Annotated in this window: 19 protein-coding genes, 1 tRNA gene, 1 other RNA gene and 1 pseudogene; 12 read left to right on the top strand and 10 right to left on the bottom strand. The window is 71.1% G+C overall.

What is annotated here, in order from left to right:
- Positions 1–13 precede the first annotated feature (13 nt).
- Complete coding sequence (locus ACQPZ4_RS48980; RefSeq protein ID WP_433052975.1) at positions 14–451, top strand: hypothetical protein; 438 nt, start codon at positions 14–16, stop codon at positions 449–451.
- Here the strand turns inward: ACQPZ4_RS48980 and ACQPZ4_RS48975 are convergent, their stop codons facing one another.
- The 4 genes and pseudogenes from ACQPZ4_RS48975 to ffs form a co-directional block, all read right to left on the bottom strand.
- A complete protein-coding gene (locus tag ACQPZ4_RS48975) occupies positions 452–1,552 on the bottom strand; it encodes a hypothetical protein (protein WP_433052972.1) in 1,101 nt (366 codons plus the stop codon).
- Positions 1,549–2,067: a SigE family RNA polymerase sigma factor gene (locus ACQPZ4_RS48970; protein WP_433052969.1), complete on the bottom strand. Its 519-nt coding sequence runs from the start codon at positions 2,065–2,067 to the stop codon at positions 1,549–1,551. Before ACQPZ4_RS48970 ends, ACQPZ4_RS48975 begins: the two co-directional genes overlap by 4 nt.
- A 1,844-nt stretch (positions 2,068–3,911) precedes the next feature.
- Positions 3,912–5,987: pseudogene (locus ACQPZ4_RS48965) on the bottom strand (DNA polymerase III subunit gamma and tau); the annotation flags it as partial.
- Between the two features lie 237 nt (positions 5,988–6,224).
- Positions 6,225–6,318: signal recognition particle sRNA small type (gene ffs, locus ACQPZ4_RS48960), an RNA gene on the bottom strand.
- 54 nt (positions 6,319–6,372) lie between these two features.
- Here ffs and ACQPZ4_RS48955 point away from each other — a divergent pair.
- From ACQPZ4_RS48955 to recR, 6 genes are all read left to right on the top strand, one after another.
- Positions 6,373–6,457: transfer RNA gene (locus tag ACQPZ4_RS48955), tRNA-Ser, on the top strand.
- 262 nt (positions 6,458–6,719) lie between these two features.
- Complete coding sequence (locus tag ACQPZ4_RS48950; protein WP_433052966.1) at positions 6,720–6,992, top strand: hypothetical protein; 273 nt, start codon at positions 6,720–6,722, stop codon at positions 6,990–6,992.
- A gap of 271 nt (positions 6,993–7,263) precedes the next feature.
- On the top strand, positions 7,264–7,536 hold the full coding sequence (locus ACQPZ4_RS48945; RefSeq protein WP_433052963.1) for a hypothetical protein: 273 nt from the start codon (positions 7,264–7,266) through the stop codon (positions 7,534–7,536).
- A gap of 69 nt (positions 7,537–7,605) precedes the next feature.
- Positions 7,606–7,902, top strand: a complete 297-nt coding sequence (locus ACQPZ4_RS48940) for a helix-turn-helix domain-containing protein (RefSeq protein ID WP_433052960.1) — start codon at positions 7,606–7,608, stop codon at positions 7,900–7,902.
- A gap of 74 nt (positions 7,903–7,976) precedes the next feature.
- Positions 7,977–8,297, top strand: a complete 321-nt coding sequence (locus ACQPZ4_RS48935; protein WP_433067076.1) for a YbaB/EbfC family nucleoid-associated protein — start codon at positions 7,977–7,979, stop codon at positions 8,295–8,297.
- On the top strand, positions 8,298–8,891 hold the full coding sequence (gene recR, locus ACQPZ4_RS48930; RefSeq protein WP_433052957.1) for a recombination mediator RecR: 594 nt from the start codon (positions 8,298–8,300) through the stop codon (positions 8,889–8,891). It begins immediately after the preceding gene.
- Here the strand turns inward: recR and ACQPZ4_RS48925 are convergent.
- The 4 genes from ACQPZ4_RS48925 to ACQPZ4_RS48910 form a co-directional block, all read right to left on the bottom strand.
- On the bottom strand, positions 8,888–9,094 hold the full coding sequence (locus ACQPZ4_RS48925) for a hypothetical protein (protein WP_433052954.1): 207 nt from the start codon (positions 9,092–9,094) through the stop codon (positions 8,888–8,890). The two genes, recR and ACQPZ4_RS48925, sit on opposite strands and share 4 nt — an antisense overlap.
- A 101-nt stretch (positions 9,095–9,195) precedes the next feature.
- Positions 9,196–9,885 (bottom strand): HNH endonuclease family protein, encoded by a 690-nt coding sequence (locus ACQPZ4_RS48920; protein WP_433052951.1) that lies wholly within the window; start codon positions 9,883–9,885, stop codon positions 9,196–9,198.
- Between the two features lie 63 nt (positions 9,886–9,948).
- Complete coding sequence (gene leuA, locus ACQPZ4_RS48915) at positions 9,949–11,655, bottom strand: 2-isopropylmalate synthase (RefSeq protein ID WP_433052948.1); 1,707 nt, start codon at positions 11,653–11,655, stop codon at positions 9,949–9,951.
- Between the two features lie 158 nt (positions 11,656–11,813).
- The gene (locus ACQPZ4_RS48910; protein ID WP_433052945.1) at positions 11,814–12,581 is read right to left on the bottom strand and encodes a hypothetical protein; all 768 of its coding nucleotides are present in this window, start codon (positions 12,579–12,581) and stop codon (positions 11,814–11,816) included.
- 146 nt (positions 12,582–12,727) lie between these two features.
- Here ACQPZ4_RS48910 and ACQPZ4_RS48905 point away from each other — a divergent pair, with 146 nt between their 5' ends.
- The 4 genes from ACQPZ4_RS48905 (at position 12,728) to ACQPZ4_RS48890 (ending at position 17,200) form a co-directional block, all read left to right on the top strand.
- The gene (locus tag ACQPZ4_RS48905) at positions 12,728–13,993 is read left to right on the top strand and encodes an aspartate kinase (RefSeq protein WP_433052942.1); all 1,266 of its coding nucleotides are present in this window, start codon (positions 12,728–12,730) and stop codon (positions 13,991–13,993) included.
- A gap of 11 nt (positions 13,994–14,004) precedes the next feature.
- On the top strand, positions 14,005–15,063 hold the full coding sequence (locus tag ACQPZ4_RS48900) for an aspartate-semialdehyde dehydrogenase (RefSeq protein ID WP_433052939.1): 1,059 nt from the start codon (positions 14,005–14,007) through the stop codon (positions 15,061–15,063).
- An 87-nt stretch (positions 15,064–15,150) separates the two neighbouring features.
- Positions 15,151–16,638 carry an MFS transporter gene (locus tag ACQPZ4_RS48895; protein WP_433052936.1) on the top strand — a complete coding sequence of 496 codons (1,488 nt, stop codon included), beginning with the start codon at positions 15,151–15,153 and terminating at the stop codon, positions 16,636–16,638.
- Positions 16,616–17,200, top strand: a complete 585-nt coding sequence (locus tag ACQPZ4_RS48890) for a TetR family transcriptional regulator (RefSeq protein WP_433052933.1) — start codon at positions 16,616–16,618, stop codon at positions 17,198–17,200. Before ACQPZ4_RS48895 ends, ACQPZ4_RS48890 begins: the two co-directional genes overlap by 23 nt.
- Positions 17,201–17,288: 88 nt before the next feature.
- Here ACQPZ4_RS48890 and ACQPZ4_RS48885 read toward each other — a convergent pair whose 3' ends face one another.
- Positions 17,289–18,929, bottom strand: coding sequence for a DNA repair helicase XPB (locus ACQPZ4_RS48885; RefSeq protein WP_433052930.1), 1,641 nt, complete (start codon positions 18,927–18,929; stop codon positions 17,289–17,291).
- A gap of 226 nt (positions 18,930–19,155) precedes the next feature.
- On the opposite strand from ACQPZ4_RS48885, the gene ACQPZ4_RS48880 reads away from it, so the two are divergent.
- A complete protein-coding gene (locus ACQPZ4_RS48880; protein ID WP_433052927.1) occupies positions 19,156–19,332 on the top strand; it encodes a hypothetical protein in 177 nt (58 codons plus the stop codon).
- Between the two features lie 2 nt (positions 19,333–19,334).
- On the opposite strand, the gene ACQPZ4_RS48875 is transcribed toward ACQPZ4_RS48880, so the two are convergent.
- Positions 19,335–21,701 (bottom strand): helicase-associated domain-containing protein, encoded by a 2,367-nt coding sequence (locus tag ACQPZ4_RS48875; RefSeq protein WP_433052924.1) that lies wholly within the window; start codon positions 21,699–21,701, stop codon positions 19,335–19,337.
- Between the last annotated feature and the right edge of the window lie 67 nt (positions 21,702–21,768).

The raw sequence follows: 21,768 nt of genomic DNA, 5'->3' as shown, positions 1-21,768 counted from the left end.
ACATTCGGTTTTCATGAGCTCCGCACTGGTGCTCGCGGCGGTCCCGATCGTGCTGGCCGCGGGTCTGCTCGCGTTGATGAAGGTACCGACGAATCTCCAGCTGACCGTCACCGACAGCGCGCTCGTCATCGAGCCGCAGGGCCTCGACCGCCTGTGGACCAGGCGCGACCGCATCGAGGTGCCGCTGTCCGCGGTCTTCTCCATCCGCATCGCGCCCCGCTCCGAGGCCCCGCCGCTGCCGGGCCGCGGCAACACCCTGCACCTGCCGGGCATCATCACCGCGGGCCCGCACGGCACCACGTTCTGGGACGTCCGCCGGGGCGACCAGCTCCTCATCATCCAATGCCTGCCGGGCGCCGAGTTCGACGCGCTGGTCCTGCAGTTCGCGAACCCGTTCGCGACGCTGACGCGCACGCGAACGGTGCTCGCCCCGTTCCGCCAGGCTGCCTAGTCACGCGTACGCCAACAGCGTCAGGCCCTCCAACGCCTTCGGCTCGGCGACCTCGCCGATCTTGTGGAGCGTCGCGTCCAGCACCACGACCTTGCCGGCCTGCCGCACGAGCACCGTCCCGTCCGCCGTGAACAGCACCCGCCGCACGTCCCCGGACACCGGAAGCGCCACGACCTCGCTCGTGGTCGTGTCGAGCACGGCGAAGCTGTCGTCCTCGCGGGACGGGTCGGTGCCCTTCCAGCCGAGCGTGATGTACCGGCCGTCCCTGGCCACGCCGTTGGCCTCCCAGCCGTCGTAGTGCTCGGCCTGGACGGGGTCGGGTGTGTAGTGGTACGCCCGCGTCTGCTGTCCGTTGCCGACCGTCCGCTCGTCGTTGAGCTGCCGCGCCCCCCAGCTGCCATCGGGCGACGCGGCCTGGAACTCGCGCTGATCGAGCGCGGTCGCGGTGCCCGTCCTCACGTCCACGACTTGCTGCGGCTCGCCCTTGCGCACGACCAGCTTGTCGGCCCCGCTCCACCGGATCGCGTTGGTGCCGAGGCAGAGGATGCCGGTGCCGAGGGTCTTTTTGCCGGTACCGTCAATCGCCGACGTCATCAGCGCGCCCAACCCCGACGTGTCCCCGGCCGCCCCCTGCACCCACGCGATCCGCTTCCCGTCCGGCGACACCTTGACGGTGTTGCTCACACAGCCGGCCGCGTCCTCGGCAATCTTGGCCACGACCGTGTCCTGCTGCCCCTTGACGGCGTGAATGGTCACCTTGTTCTGAGCCCCGCCGAGGTACCACCGCGTGCCCGCCAACACCGACCCCGGGCTGCTGCTGCCGTTCCCCGCGGGCGCTTTGCCGGACGGCTCGACGGTGGGCGCCCCGGTCACGGTGGCCGAACCGGCCGGCACGGGCGGCAGGGTCGTTTGATCGGGCCGCATGGCAACGGCAACTCCCGCGGCCGCCGCGAGCACCGCGACCACAGCGGCGGTACTGGCCACAACCCGCTGCACCCCCAGCCGCCGCGAGGTGCGCAGCACCCGGTCCCGCAGATCGACGTTGTCCACCTCGTCGGCCAGAGCGCTCAGGTCGAGGCGCAGACGGCTGTCATGCATCATCGGGCAACCCCTTCCAGGGAGTACAGCTCGGCAAGTTCAGGAGCAACGACACGCAGCTTGGCCAGGGCCTTCGAGGTCTGACTCTTGATCGTCCCGACCGCCACGCCGAGCAGCTCGGCGGCCTCGGTCTCGGTGCAGTCCTCGAAGTACCGCAGCACCAGAACCGCCCGCTGCTTGGCCGACAACCGCAACAGCGCCGCCCGCAACGTCATCCGCACCGTCGTCTGATCCGCGTGATCCGCGGCGCCCCCCGCTATCCGCCGCGGCTCCGGCAGCTCCCCCGGCATCGCCTCGGGCACCCGCCGCCGCCACCAGGAGACCTGCAGGTGGTACATGACCTTGCGGGTGTACGCCTCGGCATTCCCGCGATCGTGCAACCGCCCCCAGGCCCGATGCGTCCGGGCCAGCGCCGATTGCACGAGATCCTCGGCCAGATGTTGATCGCCGGTCAGCAGATAAGCCGACCGCAACAGCACAGCACTGCGAGACCGTACGAACGAGTCGAACTCATCCATCAGGATCCTTGGGTCAGGGGAGGCATCGCGAACGGACGCCACCCAAGACGCAACCTCACCCGCGAACCGTTGCCGCCCCGCCCAAAGAATTTCCCGGCTTTGCGTCAGCCACTGATCTCGCTGATCTTCTCCGCGCCCAGCGTCTCCATCAACAGCCGCAGCGCCGCTTCCTCACTCGTCTCCCGCACCTCGGAGGCGTCGTCGAGCAGTTCGTCCCCGGGATCGAGCCCAGGGAACCGAGGGTCGGAAACAGCCCCGTCGTACTCGGGATCGAACGGCGGCTCATCGGCCCCGGTCCCTTCCCAGGCCGACTCACTCGCATTCCCACCCCGGCCGCCCGCCGAGCCGGCCGGCCCGGCATTCCCACCCGCCGCAGGCCGCCGAGTCCCGCTGGCCGCCGCCCGTGCCGCCTCGCGCGCCTTCTCGATCGCACTGGACCCACCTTGCCGAGCCCGCGCGGGCGCCGCCGAAGCGCCACCACCACTCGCACCATGGCCCGCGGCCGGTCGCGCGGGGGCGCCACCAGCCGCACCTTGGCCCGCGGCCGGTCGGGCCGGAGCGCCACCGCCCGCCGCGTGGCCGCCCGAGGCGCCGCCACTCGCACCATGGCCCGCAGCCGGTCGCGCGGGGGCGCCACCGGCCGCACCTTGGCTCGCGCCGGGTCGTGCCGGAGCGCCACCGACCCCACCTTGGCCCGCGCCGGGTCGTGCCGGAGCGCCACCGACCCCGCTTTGGCCTGCACCCGGTCGTTCGGGATCGCCACCGGCCGCACCTTGGCTCGCGCCCGGTCGTGCCGGAGCGCCACCGGCCGCACCATAGCCCGCGCCCGGTCGTGCGGGATCGCCGCCATCTGTTGCGCCGGGCCCGGCGTTTCCGGCAAATGCGGACGAACTGGACGCGGCGGCGGCCGCCGCATGCGCCGCAGCAGCCGCCGGACTGGACGGCGCCGCCTGAGCTGGTGCCGACATCGGTCCGGGAGCAGGAGGTCCGCTCGTCTCGAAGCGTGTCCCGCCAGCGGACGAAGCCGCGGCCCCGGATGCAAACGGCGGCGAGGCCGCGTCGCCTCCCGGCGATGGCGCCGCCGCATGCACATCAGAGGACGGCTGGGCGACGACAGAGGTTGCGAAAGGACCACCGGGAGTCGCGGGCGTCGGCCAGTCGCCACCGGGGGCGGCAGGCGTCGGCCAGTCCTCGTCGCCGGCCGCGGAAGCCGTCGAAGCCGCCGCACCGCCTGGAATTGCCGCGACCGGCCAATCCTCGTCCTCGGCCGCCGCCTGGATCGGAGCGTGCGAGGCCGGCCCTGCGCCCGGCCGCTCGGACAACGCGCTCGGCGACCCGCCATGCTGCGTCGCGCCGTACCCTGGCGCGTTAGGTGATCCGCCGTGCTGCGCCGCGCCGTGCCCGGCCGCGTCAGGTGATCCGCCGTGCTGGGCCGCGTTCGGGGCCGCGCCACGGTGGGTGGCGTCAGGTGATCCGCCGTGCTGGGTTTCGCCCGGTGAACCGCCGTGGTGGGTCACTCCGGACGATCCGCCGTGCTGGGCCGCGCTCGAACTTCCGCCTTGGTGGGACGCGCCCGGTGAACCGCCGTGGTGGGTCACTCCGGACGATCCGCCGTGCTGGGCCGCGCTCGAACTTCCGCCTTGGTGGGACGCGCCCGGTGAACCGCCGTGGTGGGTCACTCCAGGCGATCCGCCGTGCTGGGCCGCGCTCGAAGTTCCGTCGTGCTGGGCCGCGCTCGGGGTTCCGCCTTGGTGGGACGCGCTTGGGGCGCCGATCTGGTGGGACGCGCTAGGGGCGTCGACCTGGTGGGCCGCGCTTGGGGCGCCGACCTGGTGGGGGGCGTTCTGCGGGCGAGACTGTTGGGGCGCGCCGTACGACGGGCCGGATGTCGGGGCGGGCGCTCCCGACGGGCCCGAGGGCTGCGGTGACGGCTTCGGCGGGGTCGGGCGACTGCCGCCGCCTCCGCCGCCCCAGCTGCCGCCCGGTTGGCCGCCTACCTCGCAGCGCACCTGCCAGCGGCCGCCCAGGAGTTCCTGCAACGCCTTGAGCAGGACGTCGGGGGAGGCGTTGAGCATGTCGGCGTGCGTGGAGTACTTGAAGCCGAGCACCAGCGTGGTGCCCTCCACGTCCTGGACCGTCGCCTCGCGGATGATGGCGCCGGCCTTCTTGCTCTTGTCGTTCACCAGGGCCAGCAGGTCCGGCCAGACCCGGCGGATCGCGTCCGCGTCCATGCCGCCACCACCCGCGGGAGGCTGGGCAACAGGGGCGGGAGCCGATTCCGCGGCATACCCCTGAGCGCCGGCCTGCGGCGGCGCGGAGCTCGGTGGGGCGGAGATCGGAGCCGACGGTGCCGGAGCGGGCGCCGGTGGGGCGGACATGGGCGGTGCCGCCTCGCCCCAGGTGGCCGGCGTTGGCGTCGGTGCCGGAGCGGAGGCAGCCGGCCGCGCCTCCCGGATGTAATCCAGCCCCCGGTTCCCGTTTTCAGCCTGGGAAGAGGCCCCGGAAGGACCCCCGGAAGGACCCCCGGAGGAACCCCCGGAAGGACCCCCGGAAGGACCCCCGGAGGAACCCACGGAAGGACCCCCGGAGGAACCCGCGGAAGGACCGCCGGACGGACCCCCGGAAGGACCGGCCGACGGAGCCGTCGGAGGAGCCACGAAAGAGCCCGCGGACGGAGTTGTCGGAGGAGCCACGGACGGCGCCGCCGAAGGAACCGCGTGCGAAGCCATCGAAGGCGCCGGAGCGGACGGCACGCCCCCGGCCTGCAGGCGCCGCTCCATTCGCTCCAGCCGCTGCAACAGCGCCGAGCTGGAGTCGTCCGCGCCCGGTAGGAGCATGCGCGCGGTGATCAGTTCCAGCAGGAGCCGCGGGGCCGTCGTGCCGCGCATTTCGGTCAGGCCGTTGTGGACGATGTCCGCGTACCGCGACAACGCCGCCTGACCCAGCTGTGCGGCCTGGGCGCCCATCCGGTCCAGCTGGTCGTGCGGGGCGTCCAGCAGGCCCTTGTCGACGGCGTCCGGCACCTGCTGCAGGACGATGAGGTCGCGCAGGCGCTCCAGGAGGTCGGAGGCGAAGCGGCGCGGGTCGTGGCCGGCCTCGACGACCCGGTCGATGACGCCGTAGGCGCCGCGCCCGTCGTCCGCCGCCAGGGCCTCGCACATCTCGTCCAGGAGGGCCGCGTCCGTGACGCCGAGCAGGGCGACCGCCCGGCCGTAGGTGACGCCCTCGTCGCCGGCGCCCGCGATGAGCTGGTCCAGGACCGAGAGCGTGTCGCGGGCGGAGCCGGCACCTGCCCGTACCACCAAGGGGAAGACGGCGGGCTCGACCTTCACGCCCTCGGCGGCGGTCAGCTGCTCGAGGTAGGGGCGCAGGACGCCCGGGGGGATCAGCCGGAAGGGGTAATGGTGGGTGCGGGACTTGATCGTCCCGAGGACCTTCTCCGGCTCCGTGGTGGCGAAGACGAACTTGACGTACTCAGGTGGCTCTTCGACCAGTTTGAGGAGGGCGTTGAAGCCGGCCGAGGAGACCATGTGGGCCTCGTCGATGACGTAGACCTTGAAGCGGCTCGAGACCGGGGCGAAGAAGGCGCGCTCGCGCAGGTCGCGGGCGTCGTCGACGCCGCCGTGGCTGGCCGCGTCGATCTCGATGACGTCGATCGAGCCGGAGCCGTCGGGGGCCAGGTCGCGGCAGGACTGGCACTCGCCGCACGGCTCGGGGGTCGGGCCGCGCTCGCAGTTGAGGGAGCGGGCAAGGATCCGGGCGCTACTGGTCTTGCCGCAGCCGCGCGGGCCGGAGAAGAGGTAGGCGTGGTTGAGCCGCCCCGAGCGCAGCGCCTGCGAGAGCGGCTCGGTGACGTGCTCCTGGCCGATGACCTCGGCGAACGTCCGAGGCCGGTACTTGCGGTACAACGCGAGCGCCACCTGCGGTCCTCCGTTCGACTAGTCCGATGTCTCGAGCCGCGACCACCGTACTCCCGACCCCCGACACTTTTCGCCGACCGAGGCACGCGCCGCGCGCGCGAGGCGACCACGGCGCACGCCGCACGCCGCACGCCGCACGCCGCACGCGCGAGGCGACCACGGCGCACGCCGCACGCGCGAGGCGACCAAAGCGCACGCCCGCACGCGCGAGGAGAACGCGCGAGGAGAAGGGGATACGAAGACACCGCTCGTGCACCCGACAGAGCTCACTTATCCTTGCTGCCTTCCGGCCCTGGGGAGGTTCATGAGGTGTCGCCGCACGAGCGGCTTGCCGACAACAATACCCGGTGCACGAACCCGCCGAGCGATGGGTATCCTGGCGCACGGAGGATTCGCCTAGAGGCCTAGGGCGCACGCTTGGAAAGCGTGTTGGGATAAAACCCTCACGAGTTCGAATCTCGTATCCTCCGCACGATCTACCAGGCACGACGCCCGGCCTCCCACACGGAAGCCGGGCGTCGCGCTCTGAAGCCCCAAGAGGCCACAGATGGCGCGAAGCCGAGTGTGGCGAGCGTCTCACGCCCCCGTTCGGGGGACCGTGGATCCCGGAACGCCATCCACCGCTCGGCCAAACGTCACACCGCCATCTGCGATATGGCAGGTTGACGCCTTCTCCGGCATGACACAGCGTGCGACCATCTTGTTACCGACACGCTGTTGGAGGGGGCCGTGATGTTCTATCGAAGCTCGGACATCCTGATCACCAGCACGCACGTGGTCGTCATGGGCCCGCAGCCCCTGCGTCTCCCGCTCGAGGAGATCCAGGCGCCCTACATCGTGAAGCACGGTCGGGGGGCCGGCTTCCGCGTGGGCCACGAGATCCGCGCCCGGCACGGCTCGGCCGACGTCCGGATCTTCTACACCACCAATCGGGCCGTGTTCGGGACGGTGCGCCGCGCCCTGATCCGGGCCCTGGAGTACCGCGCGGATCCGCTGCCGATCTGAGCGGCGCCGCTCCGATCTTGCCACTGGCGGTTCGGCACTCTGCGATATGGCAGATTGTGAGCTAGCGCATAGGCGTACAGCCATGCAACCATCGAAGGAGAGCCACGAGGGGGCGAGTGGCGGAAACGCAACAGCGCCCGGCGGCCACCGGGCGCTGTTCTGTTTGCGGCCGCCACTCTGGCTAAGCGGAGGGGCAGCGTCTTCACCTGAAGTTATGCCTACCGCATCGTCGGCCCCTCTTGCAAGACCGAGGGGGAAGAGGGAGATGCGAATGTTCTACCGAAGTCCCGACCTGGTCGTCACGAGCGACCACTGGATGATCCTGCGCCCCGCCCCGGTCCAGTACCGCCTGGACTTCCTGGAGGGCGTCTACGTCCTGCAGCACCCGCGCACCGGCCGCCTCCGCGCGGCGCAGGAGATCCGCGCGCAGTACGGCCTGCACGAGGTGCGGCTCTTCCACAGCACCGACCGCCAGACCTTCGGCCAGGTCCGGCGCGCTCTGATCCGCGCCCTGGAGTGGCGCGCCCGGTACGCGTCCGCCTGACCGGCAACCGGCCGGATCGTTGCCCTATCGGCGAGTAGGCGACGATCCGGCGACCAGCGAGATCGGGCGATGAAGATGAAGTATGTCGAGGGTGACAGGCCGGCCGTCGCGCGCCGCAAGGTCCGGCTGGCGATCAAGGACTCCCGCAATGCCAAGGGTGACACGCAGACCCAGGTGGCCGAGGCCATGGAGTGGTCGCTGTCCAAGGTGACGCGCATCGAATCGGGTGACGTCGCCATCTCCGCGAACGACCTGCGGCCGCTGCTGGCCTATCTGGGCGTCGAGGACCGAGCGGTCGTGGACGATCTCGTACAGGCGGCCAAGGCCTCAAAAGCGCGTCGCCCGGGCCGGGACTCGGCGGGGTAGGGCCTAAGCTGGACCGAAGGTCTTGCCGACGACGGATGAAGGAGCACCCTGTGCGGCCCGGTGGACAGCCCAACCTGCAGCAGATGATGAAGCAGGCCCAGAAGATGCAGCAGCAGATGGTCTCCGCGCAGGCAGAGCTGGCCGAGGCCGAGCTCACCGGCACGGCCGGCGGCGGGCTGGTCACGGCCACGGTCAAGGGGACCGGCGAGGTCGTCTCCATCAAGATCGACCCCAAGGCGGTCGACCCCGACGATGTCGAGACGCTCGAGGACCTGGTCGTCGCCGCGGTGCACAACGCCGCCCAGGCGGCCCGCGACCTGACCGAGCAGAAGATGGGTCCGCTGACCGCCGGCCTCGGAGGCCTGGGCGGCGGGCTCGGGCTTCCCGGTTTCTAAATGTACGAAGGCGCCATCCAGGATCTGATCGACGAGCTCGGTCGCCTGCCGGGGGTCGGCCCGAAGAGCGCGCAGCGCATCGCGTTCCACGTGCTCGCGGCCGACCCGGTGGACGTCAAGCGGCTCGCCCAGGCCCTGCAGCGGGTCAAGGAGCTCGTGCGGTTCTGCACGCGCTGCTTCAACGTGGCCGAGGCCGAGCTGTGCCGGATCTGCCGCGACCCGCGCCGCAGCGACGAGGTGTACTGCGTCGTGGAGGAACCCAAGGACGTCGTGGCGATCGAGCGCACGGGTGAGTTCCGCGGCCGGTACCACGTGCTCGGCGGCGCGATCAATCCGCTCGAGGGCATCGGCCCGGACAACCTGCGCATCCGGGAGCTGATGACCCGGCTCGCCGAGGGCACCTGCAAGGAGCTCATCCTGGCCACCGACCCCAACACCGAGGGGGAGGCGACCGCCACCTACCTCGCGCTGCTGGTCAAGCCGATGGGCCTCAACGTGACCAGACTGGCGAGCGGCCTGCCGGTCGGCGGCGACTTGGAGTACGCCGACGAAATCACGCTGGGCAGGGCCTTCGAGGGACGAAGAGCGGTCTAACCCTCCGGGCGGTTGAGGATCCCGGCGACGACGGACTGGACGGCGGCCAGATCGGCGGGATCTTTCAAGGTGCCCTTGGCGCCCGTCACGCAGTACCACTCCTCGGCGTCCTTGTATTGGACCTTGACGACGAAGGCGCCGTCGGTGCCGATCTCCGACTGCAGGGTGAGCTCGCCGGTGACCACGCCGACCTCGTCGGTCATGACCCCGCCGGGCCCAGCGGTGATGTCCGTTGGAGGAACCGGAACGGCCGGAGCCGCTGCAGTCGAGGTCGTCTCCGTCATCCGGTTCCTCCAAAAAGGCATCAGCAGGTCGCCAGCATGTCCGCGAGCGACGACTTCTCGGCCTGCGACACGGTCAGCTTGTAGTACGTCTTCACTGTTACCCAGTCCTGTGCGTACGTGCACCAGAACGCCTTGTTCGGCGGCTTCCAGGTCGAGGGGTCCTGGTCACCCTTGGACCGGTTCGACTGCAGGCTGACCGCGAACAGCTGCGGCCGGGTCAGGTCGTTGGCGAAGTCCTTGCGCTGCGCGTCGGTCCACTTCGACGCGCCCGAGCGCCAGGCCGCCGCCAGCGGCACCATGTGGTCGATGTCCATGTCCTGCGGGTCGGTCGTGTCCTTGTTGTCGTACGGGCTGTGCCAGGAGCCGCCGGTGATCTTGCAGTCGGCGGTCGCCTTGACGTTCTTGCCGTCGCGCTTCAGTACGACGTCGCGCGTGTCGCAGCCGTTCCCCTGGCTGATCCAGTGGGTGAACTTCTCCCGGGTGTAGCCGGACATGGAGCCGGCGGCGGCGACGGTCAGCGCGTCGAGTGACGCGGTGCCGCCACCACCTCCGCCGCCGGTTCCCGCGCCGGTTCCCGCGGAACCTTCGGCGGCGCCGGGAGTGGAGGAGACATCGCAGCTGCCGGCGCCGGTGAGCACCGTGGCGAGCGCGAGAGCGATGAGGACGGCTTTGCCGTGTGTGGAGGGGCGCACATGCCTACTGTGCGCCATCAATGCGAACAAGTGTTGGAGGACCCGCCCGTGTCGATCACCACGGGCGGGTCCGATTCACGACTAACCGCGGTTGACCGCGCTCAATACGGCGCGCAACGAAGCGGTCACAATATTGGCGTCGATGCCCACGCCCCAGTACGTCGTACCGTCCACCGCGCACTCGACGTACGCCGCCGCCTGGGCCCCCTCGCCGGAGGTCAGCGCGTGCTCGGCGTAGTCCAGCACCCGCACGTCCACGCCGACGTCGCCCAGCGCGTGCACGAACGCGTCGATCGGGCCGTTGCCGGTCGCCGACACGCTGCGCGCCTCGCCGCCGACGGTGATGTCCGCGGCGAGCGAGACCTTGCCGTCGGCGGTGTTGGCCTCGTACGACGTCAGCGTGAAGCGGCGGTCGGAGAAGTACTCGGCGGCGAAGAAGTCGTACATCTGCTGCGGGTTGACCTCGCCGCCCTCGTCGTCGGTGTGCCGCTGCACGACGCCGGAGAACTCGATCTGCAGCCGGCGGGGCAGGTCCAGGTGGTGCTCGGACTTCATGACGTACGCGACGCCGCCCTTGCCGGACTGCGAGTTGACCCGGATGACGGCCTCGTAGGAGCGGCCCAGGTCCTTCGGGTCGACCGGCAGGTAGGGCACGCCCCAGGTGAACTGGTCGACGTCGACCCCGGCCTTCGCGGCGTCCCGGTTCAGCGCGTCGAAGCCCTTCTTGATCGCGTCCTGGTGCGAGCCGGAGAAGGCGGTGTACACCAGGTCGCCCGCGTACGGGTGCCGCTCGTGCACCGGCAGCTGGTTGCAGTACTCGACGGTGCGCTTGATCTCGTCGATGTCCGAGAAGTCGACCTGCGGGTCGACGCCCTGCGAGAACAGGTTCAGGCCCAGGGTCACCAGGTCGACGTTGCCGGTGCGCTCGCCGTTGCCGAACAGGCAGCCCTCGACGCGGTCGGCCCCGGCCAGCAGGCCCAGCTCGGCGGCGGCGACGGCGGTACCCCGGTCGTTGTGCGGATGCAGCGACAGGATCACCGACTCGCGGTGCGGCAGGTTGCGCGACATCCACTCGATGGAGTCGGCGTAGACGTTGGGCGTGGCCATCTCGACCGTCGCCGGCAGGTTGACGATCAGCGGGTGGTCCGGGGTCGGCTGCAGCACCTCGATGACCGCGCTGCACACCTCCAGCGCGTAGTCCAGCTCCGTACCGGTGTAGGACTCCGGCGAGTACTCGTAGAAGATCTCGGTGTCCGGGGTGATCGCCTCGGCGTACTTCTGGCACAGCCGCGCGCCCGAGGTGGCGATGTCGGTGATCCCGGCCCGGTCCAGCCCGAACACCACGCGCCGCTGCAGCGTGGACGTCGAGTTGTAGAAGTGCACGATCGCGCGGCGGGCCCCGACCAGCGACTGGAACGTGCGCTCGATCAGGTTGTCCCGGCACTGGGTCAGCACCTGGATCGTGACGTCCTCGGGGATGAGGTCCTGCTCGATCAGCGTGCGCACGAAGTCGAAGTCGGTCTGCGAGGCCGCCGGAAATCCGACCTCGATCTCCTTGTATCCCATGCGTACCAGCAGGTTGAACATCCGCCGCTTGCGCTCGACCGACATCGGGTCGATCAGGGCCTGGTTGCCGTCGCGCAGGTCGACCGCACACCACCGGGGCGCGACCGTGACCTCTTTGCCGGGCCATTGCCGGTCGGTCAGCGGAATCGGGAACTGTTCGGAGAACGGCCGGTAGCGGTGAATCGGCATACGGCTCGCGGACTGCGTGGCGATTTCGGACATGTTCTTGCTCCTGAGTTGGCCCGCGCGATACGCGGGAAGAGGTCTGGGAAGTCAGACCGGCAGGAGCGCGGACGCGCGCATCATCCCCGCGACGAGGTGCCGGCCTGGTCAGGCCTCGTCGCGGCGACGAAGAAGAAGCGTCTGCCACATGTCAGGCGCTAGCCTACGGCCTTCGCCGACGGTGCGCCACTGGCCGACGGCTTCGGGGGTGGCGGCGTGGCGGTGCCCAGCGCGCTGCCGTCGCCGACCGGGGCGGGCAGCGAGATCGTGTCCGGCGGGGCGACCACCTCGCCGGTGAGCATGAGTTGGCCGAACGGCAGCTTGGCCGCGGTCAGGATGCCCTTGTCGCTGTAGCAGAAGGTGCCGGGGTCGATCGGCGGGGCGATCGCGGTGACGCCCGGCTCGACCGCGAAGCACGGCGCCGAAGTGCCCGCCAGCGGCTCGGCCGAGGCCACGGACAGCGGGACCTGCCGGTCCAGGAGCACGTCGAGCCAGCTCACGAAGACGTACTGAATCCGCGGATCAATCGCCGCCGGCAGCTTCTTGCCGGCCGCCGCCACCCGCACGCACTGGCCGGAGGGGTTGATCTGGCACTGGTACATCCCCTCGGGCCGGCTCGCGATGGCCACGTCCGCCGTGCCACCCAGCGCGCCGCCCTGGATGTCGACCCGCCAGGTGCGGTCGGTGGCGACGGAGACCAGGACCGAGCGCGGTCCCTTGCCCTGGACGGTGAGCGTGTACGCGGCGACGTAGCGCTGGTCCTTGGCCACCGCCACCCGGGCCGCGAGCAGGCCGCGCGGGTCCGGCTGGGCCGCGACCGGCGTGCCGGCCGGCGTGGTCGTGGCGTCCGGCGCCGGCGTGCCCGACGAGCTGCACCCGGCCAGGAGCAGCGCCGTGAGCGCGGCCAGGGCCGTGCCGGTGGTCACAGTGATCGGACATTGGCCGACCCGAGGTCCCCGCATCCGCGTATTCTCGCCCGGCGGCGTGGCCGGATCGTGGAACGCCACTCCCGGGGGGTTTCCGACCCCGGTAGGCTCGGCTGCGTTGACCTCATGGAAGGGAGCTCGGCGGCGTGGCGCTGATCGTGCAGAAGTATGGCGGTTCCTCCGTCGCCAACGCCGAGCGCATCAAGCGTGTCGCCGAGCGGATCGTCGACACGCGCAAGGCCGGCAACGAGGTCGTCGTGGTGGTCTCGGCCATGGGCGACACGACCGACGAGCTCCTCGACCTCGCGTCGCAGGTGAGCCCGGTCCCCGCCGGCCGCGAGCTGGACATGCTGCTGACCGCCGGTGAGCGGATCTCCATGGCGCTGCTCGCGATGGCGATCAACAACCTGGGGTACGAGGCCCGCTCCTACACCGGCAGCCAGGCCGGCGTGATCACCACGTCGACCCACGGCCGGGCCCGGATCATCGACGTGACCCCCGGCCGGCTGCGCAGCGCGCTGGACGAGGGCGCGATCGCGATCGTGGCCGGCTTCCAGGGCGTCTCCCAGGACACCAAGGACATCACCACCCTCGGCCGCGGCGGCTCCGACACGACCGCGGTCGCGCTGGCCGCCGCGCTGCAGTCCGACGTCTGCGAGATCTACACCGACGTCGACGGCATCTTCACGGCCGACCCGCGGGTGGCCAAGAACGCGCGGCACATCAAGCAGATCACGTACGAGGAGATGCTCGAGCTGGCCGCCTGCGGCGCCAAGGTGCTGCACCTGCGCAGCGTGGAGTACGCGCGGCGGTTCTCGCTGCCGATCCACGTGCGCTCCTCGTACTCAACCGCCAACGGCACCATGGTCACGGGATCGATGGAGGACCTCTCCGTGGAACAAGCGCTCATCACCGGCGTCGCGCACGATCGCGACGAGGCGAAGATCACCATCGTCGGCGTGCCCGACCAGCCCGGCGTCGCCGCGCGGATCTTCCAGACGGTCGCGGCCGCGGAGACCAACATCGACATGATCGTGCAGAACGTGTCGACCGAGAGCACCGGCCGCACGGACATCTCGTTCACGCTGCCGAAGACCGACGGTGCGACCGCCATGGCCGCCCTGGAGCGGATCAAGGCCTCGATCGACTTCAAGACGATCCTGTTCGACGACCACATCGGCAAGGTCTCGCTGGTCGGCGCGGGCATGCGCTCCAACCCGGGCGTGGCCGCCAAGCTCTTCGCGGCCCTGGCCGAGGCCGGCGTGAACATCGAGATGATCTCCACCTCGGAGATCCGGGTCTCGGTCGTCTGCCGCGACACCGACCTCGACGTCGCCGTCCGGGCGATCCACGACGCCTTCGAACTGGGCGGCGACGAGGAAGCCGTGGTCTACGCGGGGACCGGAAGGTAGCGTCGTCCCTCATGGGCGGTCTTCCGAGCCTGGCTGTTGTCGGTGCCACCGGGGCCGTCGGCTCCGTCATGTGTGAGCTGCTCTCGTCCCGCAAGAACGTGTGGGGCGAGATCCGGCTCGTGGCCTCCAAGCGCTCGGCGGGCCGCAAGCTCACCGTGCGCGGCGAGGAGCTGGTCGTCCACGAGCTGTCGCCCGAGGTCTTCGACGGCATCGACGTGGCCATGTTCGACGTGCCCGACGACGTCTCGGCCGAGTGGGCCCCGATCGCCGTCGGCCGCGGCGCGATCGCGGTGGACAACTCGGGCGCCTTCCGGATGGACCCCGACGTCCCGCTCGTGGTGCCCGAGATCAACCCCGAGCAGGTGCGCAACCGCCCCAAGGGCATCATCGCCAACGGCAACTGCACCACGCTGACGATGATCGTGGCGCTGTCGCCGCTGCACCGGGAGTACGGACTCAAGGAGCTCGTCCTCGCCTCCTATCAGGCCGTCTCCGGCGCCGGCCAGGACGGCGTGACCACGCTGCTCGACCAGCTGGAGCGCGTCGGCGGCGACCGCACCCTGGGCTCGCGCTCGGGCAACGTGCGCCGGGCGGTCGGCGACGACCTCGGCCCGTTCCCGGCCCCGCTGGCCCTGAACGTCGTGCCGTGGGCCGGCTCCCTCCGCGAGGCCGGTTGGTCCTCGGAGGAGCTGAAGCTGCGCAACGAGTCGCGCAAGATCCTCGGCCTGCCCGACCTCAAGGTCTCCGCCACCTGCGTCCGCGTCCCGGTGGTGACCGGCCACTCGGTCGCCGTGCACGCGGTCTTCGGCATGGAGGTCGACGCCGAGGGCGCCCGCGAGGTCCTGCGCCACGCCCCCGGCGTGATCCTGGTCGACGACCCGGCCGCGGGCGAGTTCCCGATGCCCATCGATGCCGTCGGTACCGATCCGTCGTGGGTCGGCCGCATCCGGCGCTCGGTCGACGACCCCCGCGCGCTGGACTTCTTCGTGACCGGCGACAACCTGCGCAAGGGCGCGGCGCTGAACACGGCCCAGATCGCGGAACTGCTCTCGGCGGAGCTGACCGCGTAATTTTTTAGCAAACGGCCGCTTGGTCCGGGCTTCAGCATGCCCGAAAAAAATTGACAGCCACTACCAAGTAACAGCTACTCTCAAAAAATGGACGCTGTCACTTCCAGCCCGCGCCGGTGGTGGGCGCTGGTCGCCATCGTGCTGAGCGTGCTCACCGTCGGCTTCGACACCACGATCCTCAACGTCGCCCTGCCCACCCTGGCCACCGACCTGAACGCGGGCAGCGACGACCTGCAGTGGATCGTCAACGCGTACGTCCTCGTCTTCGCCGGCCTCCTGCTCCCCATGGGCGCCCTGGGCGACCGCTACGGCCGCAAGCGCCTGCTCATGCTGGGCCTGGGCCTGTTCGCCGCGTCCTCGCTGGTAGCGGTCTTCGCCCAGGACGCCGCCCAGGTCATCGCGGCCCGGGCCCTGATGGGCGTGGGCGGCGCGATCCTCACCCCGCTGACCATGGCCGTCCTGCCGGTTCTGTTCGACGACCACGGCCGCGGCCGCGCGATCTCCCTGCTCACCATGGGCATGGGCATCGGCCTGCCGCTCGGCCCGATCATCGGCGGCTACCTGCTGGAACACTTCTGGTGGGGCTCGATCTTCGTGATCAACGTCCCGGTCGCCCTCATCGCCCTGGTGGCGGTGGCCTTCCTGGTCCCGGAATCCCGAGCCACCACACCCAAACGAGTCGACCTCTGGGGCGCCGCCCTGTCCACGTCCGGCCTGATCCTTCTCGTGTACGGCGTGATCGAGGCCCCCACCCGCGGCTGGACCAACCCCGGCGTCCTGACCGCGCTCACCGCCGGAGCAGCGCTGCTCGCCGTGTTCGTCCTGGTGGAACGCCGCAGCGAAAGCCCGATGATCGACCTGCGCCTGTTCCGCAAGCCCCGCTTCGCGTGGGGTACCGCGGCAGGCACCCTGGCCTCCTTCGCCCTCTTCGGCGTGCTGTTCATCCTGCCCCAGTACCTGCAGGCGGTCCGGGGCAACGACGCCCTGGGAGTCGGCCTGCGCCTGCTGCCCCTGATCGCCGGCCTGTTCGTAGGCGCCCCGCTCGGCGAACGCATCGCCAGGTTCACGGCGACGAGGCTCCCGGTGGCGGCCGGCCTGTTCATCGGCGCGGCGGGCCTGGCCCTGGGCGCGCGGACCGAGGTCGGGAGCGGTTATGGAATGGTCGCCACCTGGCTGGCCATCGCCGGCCTGGGCATCGGCCTGGCCATCACCCCGGCCATGGACGCCGTCCTGGGTTCGTTGCCGCGCGACGAGGCCGGCTCGGGCACGGCCATCACGATGACGTTCCGCCAGGTGGCGGGCGCCCTGGGGGTGGCGCTGCTGGGCAGCCTGACCAACGCGGTGTACCGCGGCCAGGTGCCGGACGCCGCCAAGCGCTCAGTTTCGGCCGGCGTGGCCAACGCCGCCACGGCGGTAGCCGCCCGAACAGCGTTCGTCGAGGCCATGACGGCAGTCCTCCTGGTCTGCGCCGCGATCGCGGTGGCCGGCGCCATCCTGACCGCTCTGTTGCTGCCCAATGCGCGCAAAGCCCGAGGTGGGGAACAATCGGCAAATGAGCTCGCCAGGGTTGCGTGAACGCAAGAAGCAGAAGACCCGCTGGGCGATCCAGGAGCACGCCGTGCGCCTGTTCACCGAGCAGGGCTACGACGCGACCACCATCGAGCAGATCGCCGAGGCCGCCGAGGTCTCCCCGAGCACGTTCTTCCGCTACTTCAAGACCAAGGAAGACGTGGTCATCCAGGACCGCTACGACGAACTGATGGCCGACCTGATCCGCCGGGCCCCGGACGACCTGACCCCGCTGGACGTGATCCGCCAGGCCTTCACGGGCGCCTTCCGGTCGATCACCGAGGAGGAGGCAGAGCAGGCCCTGAACCGAGCCCGCCTCCAGTTGGGCGTCCCGGCCCTGCGCATGCGAGCCCTCGACAACCTCCAGGACTCAATCCACTACCTGGCGGTCCCCCTGGCCGAACGCCTGGGCCGCCCAAAGGACGACTTCCGCTGCCAGGCCTTCGTAGGCGCCTGCGTAGGCGCCATGATCAACGCCCTCCTGGCCTGGACCAAAGACGGCGGCACCGCCCAGGAAGCCCTGGACAAAATCGACGAGGCCCTGAACGTAGTGGCCGAAGGCCCTTAGCGAGAAACCTCAGCCACTAACCAAGCCCAGCGGCAAAGTGCGGTGTGTTGACACACCTCCCCCCCGCCCCCCCCGGAGGGAAAAGCTCTTAAGCCACCACGTCGTCCGCATCAGTGATCGTGTAGGCGTATCCCTGCTCGGCCAGGAACCGCTGCCGATGCGCCGCGTACTCGGTATCGATGGTGTCCCGAGCCACGACCGTGTAGAAGTGCGCCTGCCGACCATCGGACTTCGGCCGGAGCACTCGCCCCAAGCGCTGGGCTTCCTCCTGCCGTGAGCCGAACGTCCCCGAGACCTGCACAGCCACCGCTGCCTCGGGAAGGTCGATCGAGAAGTTCCCGACCTTGGAGATCACCAGCGTCCGGAGCTCCCCCGCCCGGAACTGGTCGAAGAGCTTCTCGCGCTCCCGGTTCGTGGTCGAGCCCTGGATGATCGGCGCCTGCAGGAACTCACCGAGCTGATGCAGCTGGTCGATGTACCCGCCGATCACCAGCACCTGGTCGTCCTTGTGCCGGTCGATCAGCTTCCGCACCACCGGCAGCTTCGTCCGCGCGGTGGCCGCCACCTTGTAGCGCTCCTCCGGCTCCGCCACCGCGTACGCCATCCGCTCCTCGTCGGTCAGCGTCACCCGGACCTCGACGCACTCCGCCGGCGCGATCCAGCCCTGCGCCTCGATGTCCTTCCACGGCGCGTCGTAGCGCTTCGGCCCGATCAGCGAGAACACGTCGCCCTCGCGGCCGTCCTCGCGGACCAGGGTCGCGGTCAGGCCGAGCCGCCGCCGGGCCTGCAGGTCGGCGGTGAACCGGAAGATCGGGGCCGGCAGCAGGTGCACCTCGTCGTAGACGACCAGGCCCCAGTCGCGGGCGTTGAACAGGTCCAGGTGGGCGAACTGGCCGCCGCGCCGGGTGGTGAGCACCTGGTACGTCGCGATGGTGACCGGCCGGATCTCCTTGCGCTCGCCGGAGTATTCGCCGATCTCCTCCTCGGTCAGGCTCGTGCGGGCCAGCAGCTCCCGCTTCCACTGCCGCCCGGCGACCGTGTTGGTGACCAGGATCAGCGTGGTGGCCTTGGCCTCGGCCATCGCCGCCGCGCCGACCAGCGTCTTGCCCGCCCCGCAGGGGAGCACCACGACGCCGGAGCCGCCGGCCCAGAACGACTCCACCGCCTCGCGCTGGTAGGAGCGCAGCACCCAGCCGTCCTCGGCCAGGTCGATGGTGTGCGCCTCGCCGTCGACGTAGCCGGCCAGGTCCTCGGCGGGCCAGCCCAGCTTCAGCAGCGCCTGCTTGAGCCGCCCGCGCTCGGACGCGTGGACGACGATCGTGTCGGGGTCGATCTGGGTGCCGAGCATCCCGGCGAGCTTCTTGCTCTTGGACACCTCGATCAGCACGGCCCGGTCGGAGGCGTTCAGCACCAGGCCGTGGATCGGGTCGTTGAGCAGCCGCAGCCGCCCGTAGCGGTCCATCGTCTCGGCGATGTCGACGAGCAGCGCGTGCGGCACGGGATAGCGGGAGTAGCGCAGCAGCGAGTCGACCACGCCCTCGGCGTCGTGGCCCGCGGCGCGCGCGTTCCACAGCCCCAGCGGCGTCAGGCGATAGGTGTGCACGTGCTCCGGCGACCGCTCGAGCTCGGCGAACGGCGCGATGGCCATCCGGCACGCCTGGGCGTCGGGGTGGTCGACCTCGAGGAGAAGGGTCTTGTCGGACTGGACGATCAGTGGACCTTCAGGCACTGACCCAGTGTCGCATGAGGGTCTGACACTTCCCGGATAGTGGGAACGATCCATACCCATGCAACCGCTGGACCCATGGGATGCGTTCAAGAACTTGTACGGTCTCGGCCGGACGCGCTCGGGTGAAACAGTTCGGGGGCGAGCGCGTCCCGCCGGGGCCGGCGGGCCGTACACATCGGGAACATCACCTGATCCGGTGACGGCCGACCGCGCCTAGCATCGATGCATGACCGCCCTGGCCAAGCTGGGTGTAACCGCCGTCATAGCCGCCGCCGTGACCTATTTCTTCCTGTCCTGGCGGGTGTTCAAGAGCCCGCTGACCGACGCCATCGGGGAGACCTTCGGCAGCCTGGCCGTCCTGCTCCTGGTCGTCTCCATCATCGGGACGACCCGGGCGAACTAGAACTAGGCCTCCGCCTCCGGCACCGCACCCGTGATGCGGTGCAGCGCGAAGGTGTGCAGCATCTCCGTGCGCTCGTCCTCCGCCCGCAGGTACCCCGACCCCATCGACACCGGCCGGACCAGCCGCGACGCCGTCGCTCCGTGCGCGTCGACGTAGCCGACCCACACCCGGGTCTTCTCCCGCAGCGCCTGCTGCAGCACCTCCAGCGCCTCCGTGTGCGTGGCGCCCGAGGCCCCGTTGGCCCGCACCGTCACCGGCGCGCGCCGCGCGACCCGGGCCGCCGCGTCGCCCCGGCGGATCTGCTCGATGACGCCGGCGAGGCGGGGAGCGGAGAGCCGTACCGCCGCGGTGGGGTCCTCCACCCCGCGCGAGGCCCACGTCGGGCGCGGCGCCCCGCGGCGCGACTTGGGCCGGGTCAGCACCGCCGCGCCCGTCGAGTCCTCCTGGACCGGCGGATAGCCGGCCTCCCGCAGCGCCTCCAGCAGCCGGGTCGGCGTGTGGCGGCAGGCCAGCACGGTCGGGGCCAGGCGGCGCAGGCCCAGCGGCTGCAGGCGGCGATCGGCCAGCACCTCGGCGATCACCGTCTCGTCGTCGCTGCGCACGTAGGAGTTGGCCGAGCCGATCCGCATCCCGCCGTGGCGGCGCGCCACGTCGTCGATGAGGTACGACAGGGTCTGCGGCACCGGGGTGCGCGAGCGCCGGGCGAGCAGCGCGTGCAGGTCGGCCGCCGAGTAGCCGGCGTCGAGGCTGCGGCGGACGGTGTCGGCCGTGATGCGGTACACGCTGGCCGATTCCTGCTGCCCGAGCAGCTCCAGCTCGCCGGCCAGGGTCGGCTCGGGCGGGCCGGGGACGATCACCGACAGGTCGGCCTGCAGCAGCACGTGGTCGACCGGGGTCGGCAGCAGCGTGTCGAGGAGGGCGGCCGAGCCGGACAGCGCGTACCCCTCCGGCGAGCCGATCCCCAGCGGGTCCTCCGGATCGGGGGCCTCCGCGGCGAGCTCGGCCAGCAGCAGCCGGCCGTAGCCGGTCATCCCGTCGAAGCCGGTGAGCCCGACGAACGCCGCCTCGGCCAGGCTCGCCTCGATGCCCGCCGACGCGCCCCGGGTGATCCGCCGCGGCGCACGCCAGGTCAGCGTCTCGACCACCGCCGCCGGGGCCGCGGTCGAGCCGGCGGCCAGGTCGGCCAGCACCTGCAGGGCGGCGCGGCGCTGGGCCGGGGCGCCGGGCCGGGCCAGCTCCGGGGCGAGCGCGTTGAGCGGGCGGTCGCGGTCGTCGCGCTGGCCGACCAGGGCCGGCGCGCGGCTCATGGTGAGCCAGGCCACGGCCAGCCGGTGCCAGCGGGCGGCGATCCCGAAGGCGCGCCAGGCGTCGTACGCGACGGTGGGCAGGAACACGCTCTCGACCCGCTTGTTGTCGACGATCTCCTCGCCGATCAGCCCGGCCGCGGCGACGATCTCCACCAGCAGGGCCGCCTGCTGCTCGTCCACCCCGACGGTCTTGGCGTACCGGCGCAGCTCGCGGACGCCGAGGCCACCTGAGCGCAGTACCGCCGGCGGATCTTGACCCATCGTCTCGATGAGCGCCTCGGCGTTGCGGACCAGCTCCAGGACCTGACCCGCGCCCGCGCGATCCAGCTGGGCCGGCTCGCGCCGCGGGGTCTCCATCGGCGGCGGGTCGGGGTGCAGCTGGCCGAGCGGGCCGGCCTCGCGCCGCAGCAGGAGCGCGACCTCGACCGGCAGCTCCACGGCGTCTCGCCCGACGGCGACCAGCAGGTGCCGGTCGACCAGCCAGCGGACCGGCGAGTCGGACTCGGCCTGCAGGACGGCGGCGGAGACGGTGCCGACCGGCGGCCCCGCGGCCAGGCGGTCGAGCACGGCCCGGGCGGCGGGGGAGGCGGCCAGCAGCGTGCGGCGCAGCCCGGCGGCGTCGGCGACCAGCGCGCCGGCCACCGGATCGAGCTCCTCGGCGGGGCGGCCCAGCCCGGCCGGGTACGGCGAGCAGACCTCGTCCACCGCCCCCACGATCCGCAGCGCCTGGTCGGGCCCGTAGACCACGGCACAGGCGCGCAGCCGGTCGATCGAGGCCCGCACGCGCGCCGCCTCCACGCCCGACTGCGCGGTGAGCGCCAGCACCGATTCGGCCGACGAGCTGTGGCCGACGCGGGTGTACCGCAACGCGTCCAGAATCTCGAGCGTGAACTGGTCCAGGGCGTCCAGGGCGCGGGCCACCGCCACCCGGGACTGTGCTCGGTGCGCGAGCGCCGAGAAGTCCGACGGGGGCGGGATGACCAGGTCGGGACGCAGGCGGATGAGCGCCGTCAGCTCGTCGTCGGGCAGGGCGCGCAAATGGTCGGCCAGCGAAGTCGTCATCTCGCCTCATACGCTAACCGGCCGGTACGACAAAAGAGGGCGGGCCCGGCGGGCCCGCCCTCTCTCT

Source organism: Dactylosporangium sp. CS-033363, assembly GCF_050942475.1.
GTDB lineage: Bacteria > Actinomycetota > Actinomycetes > Mycobacteriales > Micromonosporaceae > Dactylosporangium.
This window is presented reverse-complemented; position numbering and strand designations above follow the sequence as displayed.

Bases quoted from the DNA above. Each gene is read 5' to 3' on its own strand.
- ACQPZ4_RS48945 (WP_433052963.1), top strand. From the start codon at position 7,264: ATGTTCTACCGAAGTCCCGACCTGGTCGTCACGAGCGACCACTGGATG.
- ACQPZ4_RS48895 (WP_433052936.1), top strand. From the start codon at position 15,151: ATGGACGCTGTCACTTCCAGCCCGCGCCGGTGGTGGGCGCTGGTCGCC.
- ACQPZ4_RS48875 (WP_433052924.1), bottom strand. From the start codon at position 21,701: ATGACGACTTCGCTGGCCGACCATTTGCGCGCCCTGCCCGACGACGAG.
- ACQPZ4_RS48925 (WP_433052954.1), bottom strand. From the start codon at position 9,094: ATGACCGACGAGGTCGGCGTGGTCACCGGCGAGCTCACCCTGCAGTCG.
- ACQPZ4_RS48975 (WP_433052972.1), bottom strand. From the start codon at position 1,552: ATGATGCATGACAGCCGTCTGCGCCTCGACCTGAGCGCTCTGGCCGAC.
- recR (WP_433052957.1), top strand. From the start codon at position 8,298: ATGTACGAAGGCGCCATCCAGGATCTGATCGACGAGCTCGGTCGCCTG.
- ACQPZ4_RS48970 (WP_433052969.1), bottom strand. From the start codon at position 2,067: ATGGATGAGTTCGACTCGTTCGTACGGTCTCGCAGTGCTGTGCTGTTG.
- ACQPZ4_RS48940 (WP_433052960.1), top strand. From the start codon at position 7,606: ATGAAGATGAAGTATGTCGAGGGTGACAGGCCGGCCGTCGCGCGCCGC.
- ACQPZ4_RS48890 (WP_433052933.1), top strand. From the start codon at position 16,616: ATGAGCTCGCCAGGGTTGCGTGAACGCAAGAAGCAGAAGACCCGCTGG.
- ACQPZ4_RS48980 (WP_433052975.1), top strand. From the start codon at position 14: ATGAGCTCCGCACTGGTGCTCGCGGCGGTCCCGATCGTGCTGGCCGCG.
- ACQPZ4_RS48920 (WP_433052951.1), bottom strand. From the start codon at position 9,885: ATGGCGCACAGTAGGCATGTGCGCCCCTCCACACACGGCAAAGCCGTC.
- ACQPZ4_RS48880 (WP_433052927.1), top strand. From the start codon at position 19,156: ATGACCGCCCTGGCCAAGCTGGGTGTAACCGCCGTCATAGCCGCCGCC.
- ACQPZ4_RS48900 (WP_433052939.1), top strand. From the start codon at position 14,005: ATGGGCGGTCTTCCGAGCCTGGCTGTTGTCGGTGCCACCGGGGCCGTC.
- ACQPZ4_RS48950 (WP_433052966.1), top strand. From the start codon at position 6,720: ATGTTCTATCGAAGCTCGGACATCCTGATCACCAGCACGCACGTGGTC.
- leuA (WP_433052948.1), bottom strand. From the start codon at position 11,655: ATGTCCGAAATCGCCACGCAGTCCGCGAGCCGTATGCCGATTCACCGC.